The sequence below is a fragment of the Micromonospora sp. NPDC005197 genome (genome assembly GCF_040608295.1).
Classification (GTDB): Bacteria; Actinomycetota; Actinomycetes; order Mycobacteriales; family Micromonosporaceae; genus Micromonospora.
This window is the reverse complement of record NZ_JBEXHY010000053.1, coordinates 19,651-36,141: the sequence shown is the minus strand read 5'-3', so window position 1 is coordinate 36,141 and position 16,491 is coordinate 19,651. Positions and strand designations below refer to the sequence as shown.

General features: G+C 72.3%; 11 protein-coding genes, 1 tRNA gene and 2 pseudogenes. 5 read left to right on the top strand and 9 right to left on the bottom strand.

The annotated features are described in order from the left end of the window. Positions 1-133 precede the first annotated feature (133 nt). A pseudogene (locus ABZU46_RS18570) lies at positions 134-466 on the top strand (hypothetical protein); the annotation flags it as partial. Positions 467-778: 312 nt separating this feature from the next. Here ABZU46_RS18570 and ABZU46_RS18565 read toward each other — a convergent pair. The 9 genes and pseudogenes from ABZU46_RS18565 to argS form a co-directional block, all read right to left on the bottom strand. Continuing rightward, a pseudogene (locus ABZU46_RS18565) lies at positions 779-829 on the bottom strand (hypothetical protein); the annotation flags it as partial. Positions 830-1,235: 406 nt separating this feature from the next. Next, positions 1,236-2,180, bottom strand: coding sequence for a homoserine kinase (gene thrB / locus ABZU46_RS18560; RefSeq protein WP_354859306.1), 945 nt, complete (start codon positions 2,178-2,180; stop codon positions 1,236-1,238). A 136-nt stretch (positions 2,181-2,316) separates the two neighbouring features. Further along, positions 2,317-3,561 (bottom strand): MFS transporter, encoded by a 1,245-nt coding sequence (locus tag ABZU46_RS18555; protein ID WP_354859303.1) that lies wholly within the window; start codon positions 3,559-3,561, stop codon positions 2,317-2,319. Positions 3,562-3,572: 11 nt separating this feature from the next. Next, on the bottom strand, positions 3,573-4,388 hold the full coding sequence (locus tag ABZU46_RS18550) for a polysaccharide deacetylase family protein (protein ID WP_354859301.1): 816 nt from the start codon (positions 4,386-4,388) through the stop codon (positions 3,573-3,575). A gap of 159 nt (positions 4,389-4,547) precedes the next feature. Further along, positions 4,548-7,838: an efflux RND transporter permease subunit gene (locus ABZU46_RS18545; RefSeq protein WP_354859299.1), complete on the bottom strand. Its 3,291-nt coding sequence runs from the start codon at positions 7,836-7,838 to the stop codon at positions 4,548-4,550. A 119-nt stretch (positions 7,839-7,957) separates the two neighbouring features. Next, positions 7,958-9,007, bottom strand: a complete 1,050-nt coding sequence (gene thrC / locus ABZU46_RS18540) for a threonine synthase (RefSeq protein WP_354859296.1) — start codon at positions 9,005-9,007, stop codon at positions 7,958-7,960. Between the two features lie 135 nt (positions 9,008-9,142). Continuing rightward, positions 9,143-10,453: a homoserine dehydrogenase gene (locus tag ABZU46_RS18535; protein WP_354859309.1), complete on the bottom strand. Its 1,311-nt coding sequence runs from the start codon at positions 10,451-10,453 to the stop codon at positions 9,143-9,145. A gap of 8 nt (positions 10,454-10,461) precedes the next feature. Beyond that, complete coding sequence (gene lysA, locus ABZU46_RS18530; RefSeq protein ID WP_354859293.1) at positions 10,462-11,847, bottom strand: diaminopimelate decarboxylase; 1,386 nt, start codon at positions 11,845-11,847, stop codon at positions 10,462-10,464. Between the two features lies 1 nt (position 11,848). Further along, positions 11,849-13,516, bottom strand: a complete 1,668-nt coding sequence (argS, locus tag ABZU46_RS18525) for an arginine--tRNA ligase (protein WP_354859290.1) — start codon at positions 13,514-13,516, stop codon at positions 11,849-11,851. Between the two features lie 98 nt (positions 13,517-13,614). Here argS and ABZU46_RS18520 point away from each other — a divergent pair, with 98 nt between their 5' ends. The 4 genes from ABZU46_RS18520 (at position 13,615) to ABZU46_RS18505 (ending at position 16,328) form a co-directional block, all read left to right on the top strand. Then, on the top strand, positions 13,615-14,415 hold the full coding sequence (locus ABZU46_RS18520) for a DUF3105 domain-containing protein (protein WP_354859289.1): 801 nt from the start codon (positions 13,615-13,617) through the stop codon (positions 14,413-14,415). Positions 14,416-14,423: 8 nt separating this feature from the next. Continuing rightward, the gene (locus ABZU46_RS18515) at positions 14,424-15,095 is read left to right on the top strand and encodes a DUF305 domain-containing protein (RefSeq protein ID WP_354859287.1); all 672 of its coding nucleotides are present in this window, start codon (positions 14,424-14,426) and stop codon (positions 15,093-15,095) included. A 376-nt stretch (positions 15,096-15,471) separates the two neighbouring features. Continuing rightward, the gene (locus ABZU46_RS18510; RefSeq protein WP_266245768.1) at positions 15,472-16,164 is read left to right on the top strand and encodes a winged helix-turn-helix domain-containing protein; all 693 of its coding nucleotides are present in this window, start codon (positions 15,472-15,474) and stop codon (positions 16,162-16,164) included. A 92-nt stretch (positions 16,165-16,256) separates the two neighbouring features. After that, positions 16,257-16,328 (top strand) — tRNA-Arg (locus tag ABZU46_RS18505). The last annotated feature ends 163 nt before the right edge of the window (positions 16,329-16,491 follow it).

Genomic DNA, 16,491 nt, shown 5'->3' with positions numbered 1-16,491 from the left:
CGGCGCGCTCCGAACGGTCGGTGCGCTCGGCGCGCTCGCCCCGGTCGTTGCGGTCGCCCCGCTCGGCGCGCTCGGCGCGCTCGCCCCGGTCGTTGCGCTCGGCCCGCTCGCCACGGTCGGCACGCTCGCCCCGATCGTTGCGCTCGGCCCGCTCACCGCGATCGTTGCGCTCGCCGCGATCGTTGCGGTCACCCCGGTCGTTGCGCTCGGCCCGCTCACCACGGTCGGCACGCTCGCCCCGATCGTTGCGCTCGCCCCGATCGTTGCGCTCGGCCCGCTCACCGCGGTCGGAGCGCTCGGCACGGTCGCTGCGCTCGGCCCGCTCACCGCGGTCGGAGCGCTCGGCACGGTCGCTGCGCTCGGCACGGTCGCGGCGGTTCTCGCCACGGTCGGACCGCTCGCCGGCCTCCACCTCGTCGGTGCGGGCCTCAGAGGAACGGACCTCAGAGGAACGGACCTCAGAGGAACGGACCTCGGAGGAACGCGCCTCCGCGGCGCGCGGCTCGGAGGTGCCGGCCTCGGCGGTACGGGACTCGGCCGGGGCGGTCCGGCTGCGCCGGGTACGGCCACGGCCCTCGGTCGCGGTAGCCGGCTCGGCCGGCGTCTGGTCGGTGCTGCGGCTCTCGGCCGCCGGGCGATCCACGGTCTCCCGCACCTCCTCACGGGCCGGAGCGGCCGCAGCCGCGACCTCGGCTCGCGGTCGAGGGGTCCCGGCGGCGTTGCCGCCCTGCCGCTCGGAGATCGCGGCGATCAGCTCACCCTTACGCATGCGAGCCGTGCCGGAGATGCCGAGCGACGCAGCCAGGCTCTGCAGCTCTGGCAGCAGCATCGCCGACAGACCGGTGCCGCTGCGCCGACGACGGGCGGGAGCGGCAGCGGCAGCGGTGGCATCGCCAGCGACGTTGGAAACATCCGACGTCACGTCGGTGGTGTCGCTCAATGGATTCCTTCCCTCGATAAGGCCGGGACTGCCCGGAGTCGGAGCTCAGGTGGCCGGGCGGCCTCGGTGCACCCGCCTCGCAAGGACGCGTCGCGGGAGTCTGTGACACAGCAGCCGGTGGTTTCCCGACCCACCAAACGTCGGTGAGCAGGTCTCGCCGTCTGCGGCGACCTGTGGAAACTGCGGTGCGGCGTGGGCCTTGGCAGGGGTGACGGGCTGACCGCCGAGAGCTTCGGGGGTGCGCCGCCCCGCAGGAGATCGCGTGCTTCGCGGCTGTGCTAGGTCTAGAGCGTAATCAACTCTTCCGACCTGCGGCAACAGGGTCCCGCTCGGCGTGTCCAAGTCTACCCCGGGCGACCCGGGCGCCGCTGACGTCTATCGGTAACTGCCAGATCTGCCAGTCTGTTCCCGGGTCGAGGCTCGGCGGAGGCGCGCTGAGCGCCAGCACGCTCGGCCCGGCCCCACTGACCACAGCCGCCACACCCGCCGCTCGCAACTCGCTGACCAGGGCCGATGTGCCCGGCATCCCGGCTGCCCGGTAATCCTGGTGGAGGCGGTCGACGGTGGCCGGCAGCAACAGCGCCGGGTCGGTGGTGAGCGCGTGCACCAGCAGCGCCGCCCGCCCCGCGGTCAACGCGGCGTCGGCGTGGGGCACGGTGGCCGGCAGCGCCGCCCGCGCGGTAGCGGTCAGGCCGCGCTCGGCCGGCACGAAAACCGTGGGTCGTACGCCGGCCGCGACCGGCAGGGACACCGCGCGAGCGCCGCCCGGCTCGGACCAGGCCACCGTGAAACCGCCGAGCAGACACGGAGCGACGTTGTCCGGATGGCCCTCGATGTCGGCGGCCAGCCGGAGCACGCCGGGCTCGTCCAGCCGGTGCTCGCCGTCGGCGACCAGGGCACGGGCCAGCAGCACCCCGGCGACGATGGCGGCCGACGACGAGCCCAGGCCGCGCGCCTGCGGGATCCGATTGACGCACTCGACGCTCAGGCCGGCGGGCTGCGCGCCGAGAACGTCGAAGGTGGCACGCATGGCCCGCACCACCAGGTGCCGATCGTCGTCCGGCAGCTCACCGGCGCCCTGGCCGGTGACCGTCACCCGGACCCCGGCGGCCGCGACCTCGGCGGCCAGGTCGTCGTAGAGCCCGAGGGCGAGCCCCAGCGCGTCGAAGCCCGGACCGAGGTTGGCACTGGTCGCGGGGACCCGGACCCGGACCGGCCCGGCGGTGAAGTTCGTCGGCACGCGCTCATGCTAGGGCGTGTGTCAAAGTCCTCGGTCGAGCCGAGGCGGAGTCCAGGCGGCGGTCCCGCAAGGCGGAGATTGGCTCGGATACCGGTGTCGTATCCGGGCCGATCTCCAACGCGGCCGGCCGCGGGTCTCAGCCGGCTGGGTCGCCGACCGGCTCGGCGACCGGGTTTGTCAGCGACAGCCGGCGGGTGGCGATCCGCCAGCCGACCGCGTACACGAGGGTGACCAGTCCGCAGCCGGCCAGCACCACCCGTTCGTCCACCACGTCCACCACCAGGGCCACCGCCAGTTGGCTCACCGAGATGGCCAGCGTCGCGAGCATCATGTCGGTGGCGAAGACACGCCCGCGCAGCCGGTCCGGCACCTCGCCCTGAAGGGCGAAGTTCGACATCACCCAGTTGCTGCCGCCCGCGAAGTGCGCCACGAAGACCAGCAGCAGCACCAGCGGGAACCAGCGCACCACCGACGTACCCAGGTAGGCCAGGCCGTAGAGCGACATGGACAGCGCGAGCCCGGGCAGCAGCCAGGACCGGTTGGTCAACACCCGCCGCATCAGGATCGGGCCGACCAGGGCGCCGGCTCCGCGGACCGCGAAGAGCAGGCCGGCGCCCAGCGAACCGACCCCGTAGACGCCTGCGAGCAGCGGAAACACGGTCAGCACGCCGTTGCCCAGGCCGACCGCCGACTTGACCGTGACCAGCGCCAGCACCCGCGGCCGGTGCCCGATGTAGCCGAGCGCCTCGCGGACCGCCGACCAGGTCCGCTGCGCCGGCAGCTCCGGGTCGCGGGCCGCCTGCAACGGCCGGCGGATCCGGGTGGCGAGGCCCGCGGCCAGCGCCAGGCCGACCGCCGCCACCCAGAAGCAGGCGTACGGGCCGGCAGCCGAGCTGAGCACACCGCCCAGCGAGGCGCCCACCACAGTCATGGTGCCCCAGGCCGAGCCGGCCACGGCGTTACCGGCGGCCAGCTCGTGCGGCTCCAGCACGTTGGGGAGCGCGGCCTGGGCGGCCGGCGAGTAGAACGCCTTGGCGACCGCGACGGCACCGATCGCCACCAGCGCCAACCACGCCGTACCGCGGTCGCGCACGCCGAGGAGCAGCAGCACGCCGGCCAGCGCGGCCACGTTCGCGGTGATCATGATCTTCCGCCGGTCGAAGCGGTCGGCGATCGTGCCGGTGTACGGCAGCAGCAGCGCCACGATGCCGGTGTCCACCGCCAGCACCAGGGCACCCCAGACCCCGCTGCCGGTCAGCTGCGGCAGCAGCACCAGCAGCGGCACCATGACGAACCAGTCAGCGCCGAAGACCACCAGCTCGGCGAGGAAGAGATTGCGAAAGCTCCGATTGCCGGTAAGGACCGCGAGGGTGGACGCCACGGAGCGGGACCCTACCCGGTCGGTGCGGGGGCTACACCGGGTCCCAGCAGCGCCGAGACGGTGACGAAGGTGTAGCCACGCGCCCGCAGCCCGGCGATCATGTCGGGGAGGCCGTGCAGCGCGACCAGACGTCTCCGGTCACCGACGTCGTGCCCGAGCACGATGGTCCCCGGCCGGACGGTGGCCACGATCCGCCGGGCGTGGCCGGCCGGGTCGTCGGGAAATTCCCGCTCCACCATCTGCAACGACCAGAGCACCAGCCGGTAGTTCAACCGGGATGCCGCGTGCAGCACCGCACCACCCAGGTGGCCGTACGGCGGGCGGACCAGCCTCGGCGGCCTGCCGGTCACCTCGGCGATCGCGTCGTGGCTGCGGTGCAGGTCGTCGTACGCCGCGGCGGCGTCCAGCCGGGCGAGGTCCCGGTGCGCCCAGCTGTGGTTGCCCACCTCGTGCTCGCCGAGCCTGTCGCGTACGAGGTCGGCGTGTTTCCTGGCCTGAGCGCCGACCAGGAAGAACGTCGCGGGCACCCGGTGCTGGGCGAGGGTGTCCAGCACCATGGGCGTCCACTGTGGCGCCGGCCCGTCGTCGAAGGTGAGCGCGACCAGCCGCTGCGTGGTCGGCCCCGACCAGATGACCGGCACCGCGCCGGAGCCGACGTTCTGCGGCCCGTTGCCGACCGTGGCGCTGGCCGGGCCGCCGGCGAGCGGCAGCCGCCGATGGGTGAGCCAGGCGTCGGTGGCGCCCGCCCCGGCGGCCGCCCCGGTCACCACCAGAGCCCCCCGGCGCAGCAGATCGCGCCGGGACCACCCGTGCGCGCTCTCGGTCATCCACCCGCCCCGCTCGCCGACACCTCGCCATGCCTACCTGGAGTATGCAAGATGTAACGCAAAGTGCAGCACCCGTCGGCCGATCGGAGTGTCCGCGGCGGCGCAGCCGAACGCCCCCGGCAGGCGAGCCTGCCGGGGGCGTTCCGGGTTGTCGTCCGACTACTCGGTCGGCTCGGACGGGGGCAGCGGCGAGGTGCGGCTGCGGGGCAGCCGCAGCACCTCGAACTGGTCCGTGCCGTCCACCAGCGCGCCCGATGGGGCGGGGCGTGCCGCCGCCGGCTGCGTGCCGTCGGCCGGCGTCGACACCGGTGCGCCCGTCGGCACGGCCACCTGGTTCGGGCCGTCCGGCTCGACGCCCTCCGACCCGGTCGGCCCGGTCACCGCCGGGTCACCGGATCGCCGCCGACGACGACGCTCCCGCAGCGACTCCTTGGTGCGCTCCACCATCGTGTAGAGCGTCGGCACCAGGATCAGCGTCAACAGCGTCGAGCTGAGCAGACCACCGATCACCACGACCGCCAGGGGCTGCGAGATGAAGCCGCCCTCGCCGGTCAGCCCGAGGGCCATCGGCAGCAACGCGAAGATCGTCGCGACCGCGGTCATCAGGATCGGGCGCAGCCGACGCCGGCCACCCTCGACCACCGCCTCCCGGATCCCCATGCCCTGCGCCCGGTACTGGTTGATCAGATCGAGCAGCACGATCGCGTTGGTCACCACGATGCCGACGAGCATCAGCACACCGATCAGCGCCGGCACTCCCAGCGGCGTCCCGGTGGCCAGCAGCAGACCGATCGCGCCGGTCGACGCGAACGGGATGGAGATCAGCAGGATCAACGCCTGAGTGAGGCTCCGGAACGTGGCCACCATGATCAGGAACACGATCGCGATGGCGGCCAGCACCGCCAGGCCCAGGTCGCCGAAGGCATCCGCCTGATCGGCGCTGACCCCACCGACGGTGAAGCTCGCCCCCGGCACGTCGATGCCGTCGAGCCGCTTCTGCAGCTCCTTCGTGGTCGCACCCAGGTTCGAACCGGTCGCGGCGCCGGTCACCGAGACGCTGCGCTCACCGTCGATCCGCGTGACCTGCTGCGGCCCCTCGGCCTGGGTGACGTCCGCGATGTCGTCCAGCTTCACCGGCCCGACCGGAAGGGCCCGCAGCTCCTCCAGCGACACCGGGGCGGCGGCGCTCAGCCGCAGCACCACGTCCTGCTGGCGGCCGTCGAGCGCCACCTGCCCCAGCGGAGCGCCACGGAACGCCTGCGACACGAGCTGACCCACGGCGGCCTCGGTGAGGCCGACCCGGCCGGCGGCGACCCGGTCGACGGTCACGTCGACCCTCGGCACCCGCTCGGCGAGGCTCGTGGTGACGTCCTCGACGTTCGGGACACCGGCCATCGCCGTCCGGGCCGCCTCGGCGGCGCGGGTCAGCACCTCCGGGTCACTGGCCTGGACGACCACCTCCAGCTGGCTGGTCGAGGCGTCCTGGCCACCGCCGAAGCTGACCTCACCCAGGCTGGTGCCGATCTTGTCGAACTCCCGGCGCAGCTCCTCACGTACCTGCTTGGCGTCGGTGTCGCCGTCGAGCGCCAACGACCAGCTCGCGACGTTGTTGCCCCCTCCGCCCGCCCACGGGGTGTCGCTGCCACCGGCGGTCACCTGGTAGGTCTCGACCGCGCCGACCCGCCCGAGGACCGCCTCGACCTGCTTCGCCGCCGCGTCGGTGGCGGCCAGGCCGCTGCCCGCCGGCAGCTCCTGCCGGAAGCTGAGCGTGTCCTGACCGGAGTCGTCCAGGAAGTTCGTCTCCAGCTTCTGCGCCAACCCGAAGGTGCCGAAGAGCACCAGCAGGCCCAGCCCGACGGTGATCCAGCGGGTCGACCGCTTGCGGGTGGCGAACCCGATCACCGGCAGGTACGCCCGCTGCAACGGGCTGCGCAGCTCCTTCTCCTCGGCGTCGCGGCGCACCGCGTCGTCGTCGACGGTGCCGCCGCGCGGCTTGAGGAACCAGTACGCCAGCACCGGGATCACCGTCAGCGAGACGAGCAGCGAGGCGAGCAGCGCCACCGTCACCGTGATCGCGAACGGCGCGAAGAGCTGCCCGACGAACCCGCCGACCAGCGCGATCGGCGCGAACACCGCCACCGTCGTGAGCGTGGACGCGGTCACCGCGCCAGCCACCTCGCGGACGCCGGTGATGATCGCCTGGCGCTTCTCCTCGCCGTACTCCAGGTGTCGTTTGATGTTCTCCAACACCACGATCGAGTCGTCCACCACCCGGCCGACCGCGATGGTCAACGCGCCGAGGGTGAGCAGGTTGAGCGAGTAGTCGCCGATCCACAGGGCGAGCAGCGCCACCAGCACGGAGAGCGGGATGGAGACCGCGGTGACCACTGTCGAACGCACCGACAGCAGGAAGACCAGGATGACGATGACCGCCATCAGCAGGCCCAGCAGGCCCTCGGTGGTCAACGACTTGATCGACTTCTCCACGAACGGCGCCTGGTCGAAGACCACCGTCAGCTCCGCGCCGGACGCGTCCTTCAGCTCGGCCAGCCGGTCCTGGATCTCGTGGGAGATCTCCACCGCGTTGCCGTCCGGCGCCGCGGTGACGGCGATGCCGAGGCTGTCCTTGCCGTTGGTCCGGGTGATCGCGGTCGCCGGGGCGAGCTGCTGCTCGACCGTCGCCACGTCACCGAGACGAACCGGTGCCGCGCCGGGCGCGATGATGATGCCGCGCAGGTCGTCCAGGGTCGCGACCGGCGTCCCGACCTGCACCGGGAGCGCGAGGCCGCCGTCGGTCACCGCACCGGCCGGCACCGACACGCCGTTGGTCTTCAACGCCGCGCCGATCGCGGTCGGCTGGACCTTCGCCGCCGCCAGCTTCGCCGGATCCGGGGTGACCACCACGACGTCGTCGCGGGTCCCGGTCACCTCGACCGTGCGGACTCCCTCGATGCCCTCCAGCTCCGGCACCACCGTCGCGCGCAGCTTCTCGGCGAGCGCCCGCTCGTCGGCGCCGCCGGCCGCGGCCAGCACCACCGCCGGCAGGTCGTCGGTGCTCCCCGCGATGACCTGCGGGTCGACGCTCTGCGGCAGCTGCGCGTCGATCCGGCTCAGCGCGGTCTGCATCTTGTTGACCACGTCGTCCAGGTCGGTGCCGAACTCGTACTGCACCTGGATCGTGGCCGACCCCTCGCGGGACGTGGAGGTGACCTTGTCCAGCCCGGGAAGGCCCTGCAGGGCGTTCTCGATCGGCTCGGTCACCTGCGACTCGACGATCTCGGGACCGGCACCGGGGTAGGACGCCACGATGAACGCGGCCGGGAACTCGAGCGACGGCAGCAGTTGCTGCTTCAGCGACGGCACGGCGAACGCTCCGAACGCCGTAATCACCACCGCGATGAGGGCGACCAGCCCTCGGTTGGCGAGGCTGAATCTGGCGAGCAGCGACATCGGCCTGGCTCACTCCTGAAAGAGAATGCGGGCGGGGATAGGTGAAAGTGTGCCGGACTCGATCACCTGTACCCCCGCCGCCCCCAGGGGCGGCCCACCGCCGGTGGGTTGTACCGCTCTCAGGCCAGGTCGAGGGCGCGGGCCGCGGCCAGCGGATCGTTGCCGATGGTCACCGGGGCGGGCGCGGTGGAGATCGCCCACTCCGGATCCTTCAGGCCGTGACCGGTCACCGTGCAGACCACCGTCGAGCCGGCCGGAACCGCGCCCGCCGCGGCCTGCTGGAGCAGGCCTGCCACGCTGGCCGCGCTGCCCAGCTCGACGAAGACCCCCACCTCGCGGGCGAGCAGCCGGTACGCGGAGAGGATCTCCCGGTCGGTCACCGCCGCGATCAGGCCACCGGAGGCGTCCCGGGCGTCGAGCGCCTTGGTCCAGCTCGCCGGGTTGCCGATCCGGATGGCGGTGGCGATTGTCGACGGCTCCGGCACCACCTGGCCGGTCACGATCGGCGCCGCACCGGACGCCTGGAAGCCGTACATCTTCGGCGCCCGCGTGGTGGCGCCGGCGGCGTGCTCCTCCGAATATCCCATCCAGTACGCGGAGATGTTGCCGGCGTTACCGACGGGCAGGCAGTGGATGTCGGGGGCGTCGCCGAGCGCCTCGACGATCTCGAAGGCGGCGGTCTTCTGGCCGTGCAGCCGGTCGATGTTGACCGAGTTGACAAGCGCGACCGGGTGATCCTGGGCCAGCTTGGCGGCGAGCGCGAGGCAGTCGTCGAAGTTGCCGCTGACCTGGAGTAGCTTCGCCCCGTGCACAAGCGCCTGGGCCAGCTTGCCCAGCGCGATCTTGCCCTGCGGCACCAGCACCGCGCAGGTCAGCCCGGCCCGTGCCGCGTACGCCGCGGCGGAGGCGCTGGTGTTGCCGGTGGAGGCGCAGATGATCGCCTTGTTGCCGGCCTCGACCGCCTTGGAGACCGCGAGGGTCATCCCCCGGTCCTTGAAGGAGCCGGTCGGGTTGGCGCCCTCCACCTTCAGGTAGACGTCGCAGCCGAGCCGGGCCGAGAGCACGGGCGCCGGCAGCAGCGGGGTGTTCCCCTCGTGCAACGTGACGACCGGCGTGGCCGCGGTGACCGGCAGCCGATCCCGGTACGCCTCGATCAGACCCCGCCACATGTCGCTCTCCTCGCCTCTACCCCTGCACCGACCCGAGCATCAGGCCACCCTGGACCACCCTGCCGCAGCCATCGATGGCACACCCCGGGTTACCCACCTGGCGGGACGGGCGAGCCGCCCCGGTGGCTCAACGACTCAGGCGCCGCCCTCGACCCGCAGCACACTCGTCACCGACCGGACGATGTCCAGGCCGCGCAGCTCGGCCACTGTCGCGGCGAGCGCGGCGTCCGGCGCCACGTGGGTGACGATGACCAGCTCGGCGTCGCCGTCCCGGCCGGGCGCCCCGCCCGCCGAGCCCTGTCGTACGGTCGCGATCGACACGTCGTGCCGGGCGAAGACGCCCGCCACCGAGGCCAGCACACCCGGGCGGTCGGCCACGTCCAGGCTCACGTGGTAGCGGGTCAGCGCCTCGCCCATCGGCCGCACCGCCAGGGCCGCGTACGCGCTCTCGCTGGCCGCGCGCACCCCGGCGAGCCGGTTGCGGGACACCGCCACCACGTCGCCGAGCACGGCGCTGGCGGTCGGCGCGCCACCCGCGCCCCGGCCGTAGAACATCAGCTGCCCGGCCGCGTCCGCCTCGACGAAGACCGCGTTGAACGCGTCGCCGACGCTGGCCAGCGGGTGACTGCGCGGAATCATCGCCGGGTGGACGCGGACACTGACCGTCTCCTGACCGGCCGCGTCGACGCCCCGCGCCGCGATGCAGAGCAGCTTGATCGTGCAGCCCATCGCCTGGGCGCTGGCCATGTCCGCGGCGGTCACGTCGGTGATGCCCTCGCGGTGCACGTCGGCGGCGCCGACCCGGGTGTGGAACGCCAGCGAGGCGAGGATGGCCGCCTTCGCCGCCGCGTCGAAGCCCTCGACGTCGGCGGTCGGGTCGGCCTCCGCGTACCCCAGGGCGGTGGCCTGCTCCAGAGCCTCCGCGAACCCGGCGCCGGTCGCGTCCATCGCGGAGAGGATGAAGTTGGTGGTGCCGTTGACGATGCCGGTGACCCGGTTGATCCGATCGCCGTGCAGCGACTCGCGCAGCGGGCGCAGCAGCGGGATCGCGCCGGCGACCGACGCCTCGTAGTAGAGGTCTCCACCGCCCTCGGCCGCCGCCTCGTGCAGGGCCACCCCGTCCTCGGCGAGCAGCGCCTTGTTGGCGGTGACCACGCTCTTGCCGGCACGCAGCGCCTCGACCAGCCAGCCCCGGGCCGGCTCGATGCCGCCGACCACCTCGATCACCACGTCGACGTCGTCCCGTTTGATCAGGCCGAGCGCGTCGGTGGTGAACAGGGCCTCGTCGACCGGCAGGTCACCGCGGTCGCGGCCGAGCCGGCGGACGGCGATACCGGCGATCTCCAGTGGAGCGCCGATGCGGGCGGCCAGGTCGGCCGACTGCTCGTGCAGCAGCCGGACCACCTCCTGGCCGACCGTGCCGCAGCCGAGCAGTGCCAAGCGCACAGGTGACGTCATCCCACATCCAATGCCAGCAGATCGTCTTCGGTCTCCCGCCGGACGATCAGACGCGCCTGGCCGTCACGCACCGCCACGACCGGCGGTCGGGGTACGTGGTTGTAGTTGCTGGCCATGCTCCGGCAGTAGGCGCCGGTGCCGGGCACTGCGACAAGATCTCCGGGCTGCACGTCGGCGGGCAGGAATTCATCCTTCACCACGATGTCCCCGGACTCACAGTGCTTTCCCACCACGCGGGCGAGGAACGGCTGGGCGCTCGACGCCCGGGAGGCCAGCGTCGCCGAGTAGGACGCGTCGTAGAGCGCGGTGCGGATGTTGTCGCTCATCCCGCCGTCGACGCTGACGTACGTGCGGATGCCGTCGAGGTCCTTGACCGTGCCGACCTCGTAGAGGGTGAACACGGCCGGCCCGACGATGGCCCGTCCCGGCTCGATCGACAGGTGCGGCACGGCCAGGTTCTCCGCCGCGCACTCCGAGTCGACGATCTTGCGCAGCCGCTTGGCCAGGTCCTGTGGGGTGGCCGGGTCGTCCTGGGTGGTGTACGCGATGCCGAACCCACCGCCCAGGTCCAGCTCGGGCAGCTCCACCCCGCGCGCATCGCGGATCTGCGCCTGCAGGGCGAGCACCCGGCGGGCCGAGACCTCGAAGCCGCTGGCGTCGAAGATCTGCGAGCCGATGTGCGAGTGCAGACCGCGCAGCTCCAGCACGTCCTCGTCGAGGATCTTGAAGGCGGCGTTGGCGGCGGCGCCGCCGGCCAGCGAGAAGCCGAACTTCTGGTCCTCGTGGGCGGTGGCGATGAACTCGTGGGTGTGCGCCTCGACGCCGACCGTGACCCGGACCAGCACCCGGGGCCGGACCCCGCGCTCGCGGGCCAGCGCGGTGAGCCGGTCGATCTCGGTGAACGAGTCGACGATGATCCGGCCCACCCCGGCGTCCAGCGCCCGGCTCAGCTCGGCCACCGACTTGTTGTTGCCGTGGAAGCCGATCCGCTCCGGCGGCATCCCGGCCGAGAGCGCCGTGGCCAGCTCACCGCCGGTGCAGACGTCCAGGTACAGGCCCTCTTCGGCGATCATCCGGACCACCGCGCGGCAGAGGAACGCCTTGCCCGCGTAGAAGACGTCCTCGGTCGGGAAGGCCGCCCGGAAGTCGCGGCAGCGCGAGCGCAGGTCGGCCTCGTCGAGGACGTACACCGGGGTGCCGAACTCGGCCGCGATGTCGCGGACGCTCAGGCCCGCGACGGCGACCGCGCCGTCCGCGCCGCGCGTCACGCTGCGCGGCCACAGCGCCGGCACGAGGGCGTTGACGTCGGCCGGGGTACGCAGCCAGGCCGGCCCCTGGTTGCTGATGTCCGCGTGCAGCGCACCAGCCTCATGAGCCCTCATGTCACATCCTCTCGGGTGCGGAGACGCCGAGCAGGTGCAGGCCGTTGGCGATCACGGTGCGGGTGGCGTTGTTGAGCCAGAGCCGGGCGCGGTGCAGGTCGGTGACCTCCTCGTCGCCCATCGGCAGCACCCGGCAGTTGTCGTAGAACCGGTGGAAGGACGCCGCGACGCTTTCCTCCAGGTAGCGGGCCACCCGGTGCGGCTCGCGCAGCTCCGCCGCGGTGGCCACCACCGCCGGGAACTCGGCGAGCGCCTTGAGTAGCTCGTTCTCCTTCTCGTGGTCGAGCAGCTCGGGGCGGAACGCGTCGGCGTCACCCGGAACCAGCCCCACCTCGGCGGCGTTGCGGGCCACGCCCGCCGTCCGGGCGGCGACGTACTGCACGTAGTAGACCGGGTTGTCGCGGCTCGCCCGGGTCCACAGCTCGATGTCGATGTCGATGGGCGAGTCGCTGGAGTAGCGGGCCAGCGCGTACCGGGAGGCGTCCACGCCGATGGCGTCGACCAGGTCCTCCAGGGTGATCACGGTGCCGGCCCGCTTGCTCATCCGCATCGGGGCGCCGTCGCGCAGCAGGTTGACCAGCTGGCCGATGAGGATCTCCAGGTTGCGCTCCGGGTCGTCGCCGAAGCACGCCGCCATCGCCTTCATCCGGCCGATGTAGCCGTGGTGGTCGGCGCCCAACATGATCACGACCCGCTCGAAGCCGCGCTCCCGCTTGTCCAGGTAGTAGGCGCAGTCCGCGGCGAAGTACGTCCACTCGCCGTTGGACTTGCGCAGCACCCGGTCCTTGTCGTCACCGAAGTCGGTGGTGCGCAGCCAGGTCGCGCCCTCGGACTCGTAGACCCGGCCCTGCTCGCGCAGCCGGGCCAGCGCGAGATCCAGCTCGCCCCGGTCGTGCAGGTCTTTCTCGTTGAAGTAGGTGTCGAACTCCACCCCGAAGTCGCGCAGCGAGGAGCGGATCTCGTCGAACATCAGCGCGACGCCCTCGACCCGGAACACCTCCTGGGCGGCGGCATCGTCCATGCCGAGCACGTCGGGCCGACGGGCCTGCACCTCGGCGGCGATCTCGGCGATGTACGCGCCGCCGTAGCCGTCCTCCGGCGCGGGCTCGCCCTTGGCGGCGGCGAGCAGCGAGCGGGCGAACCTGTCGATCTGGGAGCCGGCGTCGTTGAAGTAGTACTCCGTGCCCACCTCGGCGCCGGTGGCCCGCAGCAGCCGGCTCAGGGCGTCGCCGACGGCCGCCCAGCGGACCCCGCCGATGTGCACCGGGCCGGTCGGGTTGGCCGAGACGAACTCCAGGTTGATCTTCTCGCCGGCGAGCCGGTCGCTGCGGCCGTACTCCGCTCCGGCCTCGACGATCACCCGGGCGAGCTGGCCGGCGGCGGCGGCGTCCAGCCGGATGTTCAGGAAGCCCGGCCCGGCGATTTCCACCGATTTGACACCCGGTGCCCGGCCCAGCTCGTCGGCCAGGGCCGTAGCAAGCTCCCGGGGCGGGACGCCCACCTTCTTGCTCAACTGCAGAGCGAGCGTCGAGGCGTAGTCGCCGTGCTCGGAGTTGCGCGGTCGCTCCACCACCGTGCTCGCCGGCAGCGCGGCGCGGTCGAGCCCACGCTGCTCGAAGACGGCGTGGGCGGCGGCAAGGACGACCGAGGCGAGTTCTGCAGGAGTCACCCAACCATGTTATCGGGGGTAGACTCGGGCACTCGGCGGCTCCCCTGCGCGTCATCCGGCCCGCCACCTCCCCTGACCGACCGACTTGACGAGGCACGATGAGCATCAGCACCCCGGGTGGCCCTGAGCGCCGCCCGACCGTGGTCAGCACCGGCAAGAAGCCGGCCGCGGGCCGGCCGGCGTCCGGCGCCAAGGCCGGTTCCGGCAAGCCTGCGGGCTCCCCCCGGGCGGGTGGCAAGGGCCCCCGCAAGCCCGTCAGCCCGGTCAAGGTGAGTCAGGGCCGGGCCTGGGGCCCGATCGCGCTCTTCGTCGCCGTCGGCGTCCTCGCGGCCGGCATCATCGGCTACGGCGCCTGGGCGTCGTTCCAGGGCTCCAAGCCGTGGGACAAGAAGGCCAACGCCATCGACGGCATCGTCAACATCCGCAAGACCGACAAGACGAGCCTCGACTACGAGTCCCACAAGTCGGGCCCGCTGACCTACAAGTACTCGCCGCCCGTGGGCGGGGTGCACAACGCGGCCTGGCAGAACTGCATGGGTGACGTCTACGACGCCCCGATCGCCAACGAGCACGCGGTGCACAGCCTGGAGCACGGCGCGGTGTGGATCACCTACCGCCCGGACCTGCCGAAGGACCAGGTCGACAAGCTCGCCGGCAAGGTGCGTGGCGTCGAGAAGATGCTGATGAGCCCGTACGAGGGCCTGGACAAGCCGATCTCGCTCCAGGCGTGGGGCTACCAGCTCAAGGTCGACAACGCCGACGACAAGCGGATCGACGAGTTCATCAAGGACCTGCGGGTGAACGCCTCCGTCGAGGGCCCGACCGCGCTGTGCAACACGGGTATCACCGCCACCGGCACCACGCCGCGTGACCTCCAGCAGCAGCCCCCGACCCAGTAAGGACGGCGATGACAGCCCCCGCCACCACCACCGACACCGAGCACGACGACGTCGTGGCCGCCCCGGACGAGGGCGGCCCGACACCGGCGCGGCGCTACGGCGTCGCGGCGCTCGCCATCATGGTGGTGGTGGGCCTGCTGCTCGGGTACGCCGGCGGCCTGCTCACCCCTCGCCTCACCCGGCCCGGTGACTCCTCGGTCGAGGCGGGTTTCGCGCGGGACATGACGACCCACCACGCCCAGGCGGTCGAGATGAGCCTGATCGCGTACCGGTCGGCGACGCTGCCCGAGGTGCGGCAGATCGCCGTCGACATCGCCACCGGTCAGCAGGGCGAGATCGGCGCCATGCAGACCTGGCTGCGCGAGTGGCAGCTGAGCCCGACCGGGTCGCAGCCGCCGATGTCGTGGATGTCCGACGGGGCCGCGGTCAAGGACGGGCTGATGCCGGGCATGGCCACCCCGCAGCAGATGGCCTCGTTGCGCGACGCCAAGGGCATCGAGGTGGACCGGCAGTTCCTGGCCCTGATGTACAACCACCACCTCGGCGGGATCCACATGATCGACGCGGCGCTCGCGGAGACCGACAACGCCGAGGTGGTACGCGTGGCCCAGACCATGAAGGCCACCCAGCAGTCCGAGCTGAACAACCTCCGGCAGCTCCAGGCGCAGGCCAAGGGCTGACCCTCCGCACGGGCACACCGGGCCCGCGTCACCGCCACTCATCGGCGGGACGCGGGCCCGCGTCATGTCCGGCACCGGACCGCCCCGTCCTGGGCACGGCGGGCACCCGCCTCTCGACCCGCATGATCCACACCAGGTCGGCGAGGTGGCGGTATCCAGGCGTTCGGACACCGCCACATCGGCGACCTGGCGTCGGACGCGACGAGTCGAAGGCGACCGGCGCCGCGCCCGCCGGCCGTACCCGCAGCTCCCGCACCCCTGTCGACCCACACTCGCCCCTTGTGGGCGTTTTGCGTCAGACAGGCGATTACGTTGCTTAGAGAGTTTTCTCCGCACATATCGTGACCAGTTGTGATTCGTGCTCGTTGCCCAAGACGTGGGGGTTGCACTCAGAGACGCACGGCGCTCGGTCACCAGTTGGTGCCGACGCCACACCATCGGCGGTGACGGGGCGGTGGCAGCCGTCCGTCGCGGACAGCGGCAGGGCGAGCCGGGAACGCTCAGCCGCGAACAGGAACTCGAACTGATCGACACACTCCGGGGCGTCCACCCCGACGAGTTCGGCCTGGACGAGGAGCTGTGGACGCGGCAGAGCCTCACCACGCTCATCCAGCGCCGGTTCGACCTTCCGCTGGACGCGGGAGCGGTCGGGGCGTACCTGCGGGCCTGGGGGTTGGGTCCGCGGGAACCGCGCGAGCGGGCCTGCGGGCTCTGCGTCAGCGCGGTCGAGCGCTGGGTACGCAGCGAGTACCCGGCGATCACCCGGACGGCCCAGGAGCACCTGGCCGAGGTCTACTGGATCGGCCGGGTGCGGCTGCGGGGCACGATGCCGGCGGCCGACGTGATCTCCGCCGTGTCGTCCCGGGGCCGGGTGCGCTTCATGATCACCACACCGACTGTCGACCCGCCGCTCCCCCGCGACTTCGTGCTGCGGCTCAGCGGCGAGGAGCAGCGCACGGTGCACCTGATCGTGGACGGATCCTGGCCGCGCAACGAGTGGCCGCGTCGGCTGCCCCGACGGATCGTCCTGCACCCGCTGCCCAGTTGCGGGCGGGCGATCGCGGCCTGAGCACCGGGTGGGCCGGTCACCGACACGACCGGTTCACCCGATACCGATTCGGCGTACGCCCAGGAGGTTTGCTAGTCTTCTCCAGTCGCTGAGCCCCCGTAGCTCAGGGGATAGAGCACCGCCCTCCGGAGGCGGGGGCGCAGGTTCGAATCCTGCCGGGGGCACAAGCTTTCGCGCTCCATGTCCGCTGAGAAGCGCGGACCTGGGGCGCTTGTCATTTCTGCTCCGGGGCCGAGCCCCGGACCCCACGCCCCGGCGCCGGCTCGCGTCGAACCCCCACCGGCGACGCGCGGTGGATCAAGAACGGCGCCTGCGGGGTTCTCGCCG

What these genes read in the sequence shown, in the direction of transcription:
- lysA (WP_354859293.1), bottom strand. Translation starts at nt 11,847, where the DNA reads ATGAGGGCTCATGAGGCTGGTGCGCTGCACGCGGACATCAGCAACCAG.
- ABZU46_RS18520 (WP_354859289.1), top strand. Translation starts at nt 13,615, where the DNA reads ATGAGCATCAGCACCCCGGGTGGCCCTGAGCGCCGCCCGACCGTGGTC.
- thrC (WP_354859296.1), bottom strand. Translation starts at nt 9,007, where the DNA reads ATGTGGCGGGGTCTGATCGAGGCGTACCGGGATCGGCTGCCGGTCACC.
- ABZU46_RS18550 (WP_354859301.1), bottom strand. Translation starts at nt 4,388, where the DNA reads ATGACCGAGAGCGCGCACGGGTGGTCCCGGCGCGATCTGCTGCGCCGG.
- ABZU46_RS18545 (WP_354859299.1), bottom strand. Translation starts at nt 7,838, where the DNA reads ATGTCGCTGCTCGCCAGATTCAGCCTCGCCAACCGAGGGCTGGTCGCC.
- ABZU46_RS18515 (WP_354859287.1), top strand. Translation starts at nt 14,424, where the DNA reads ATGACAGCCCCCGCCACCACCACCGACACCGAGCACGACGACGTCGTG.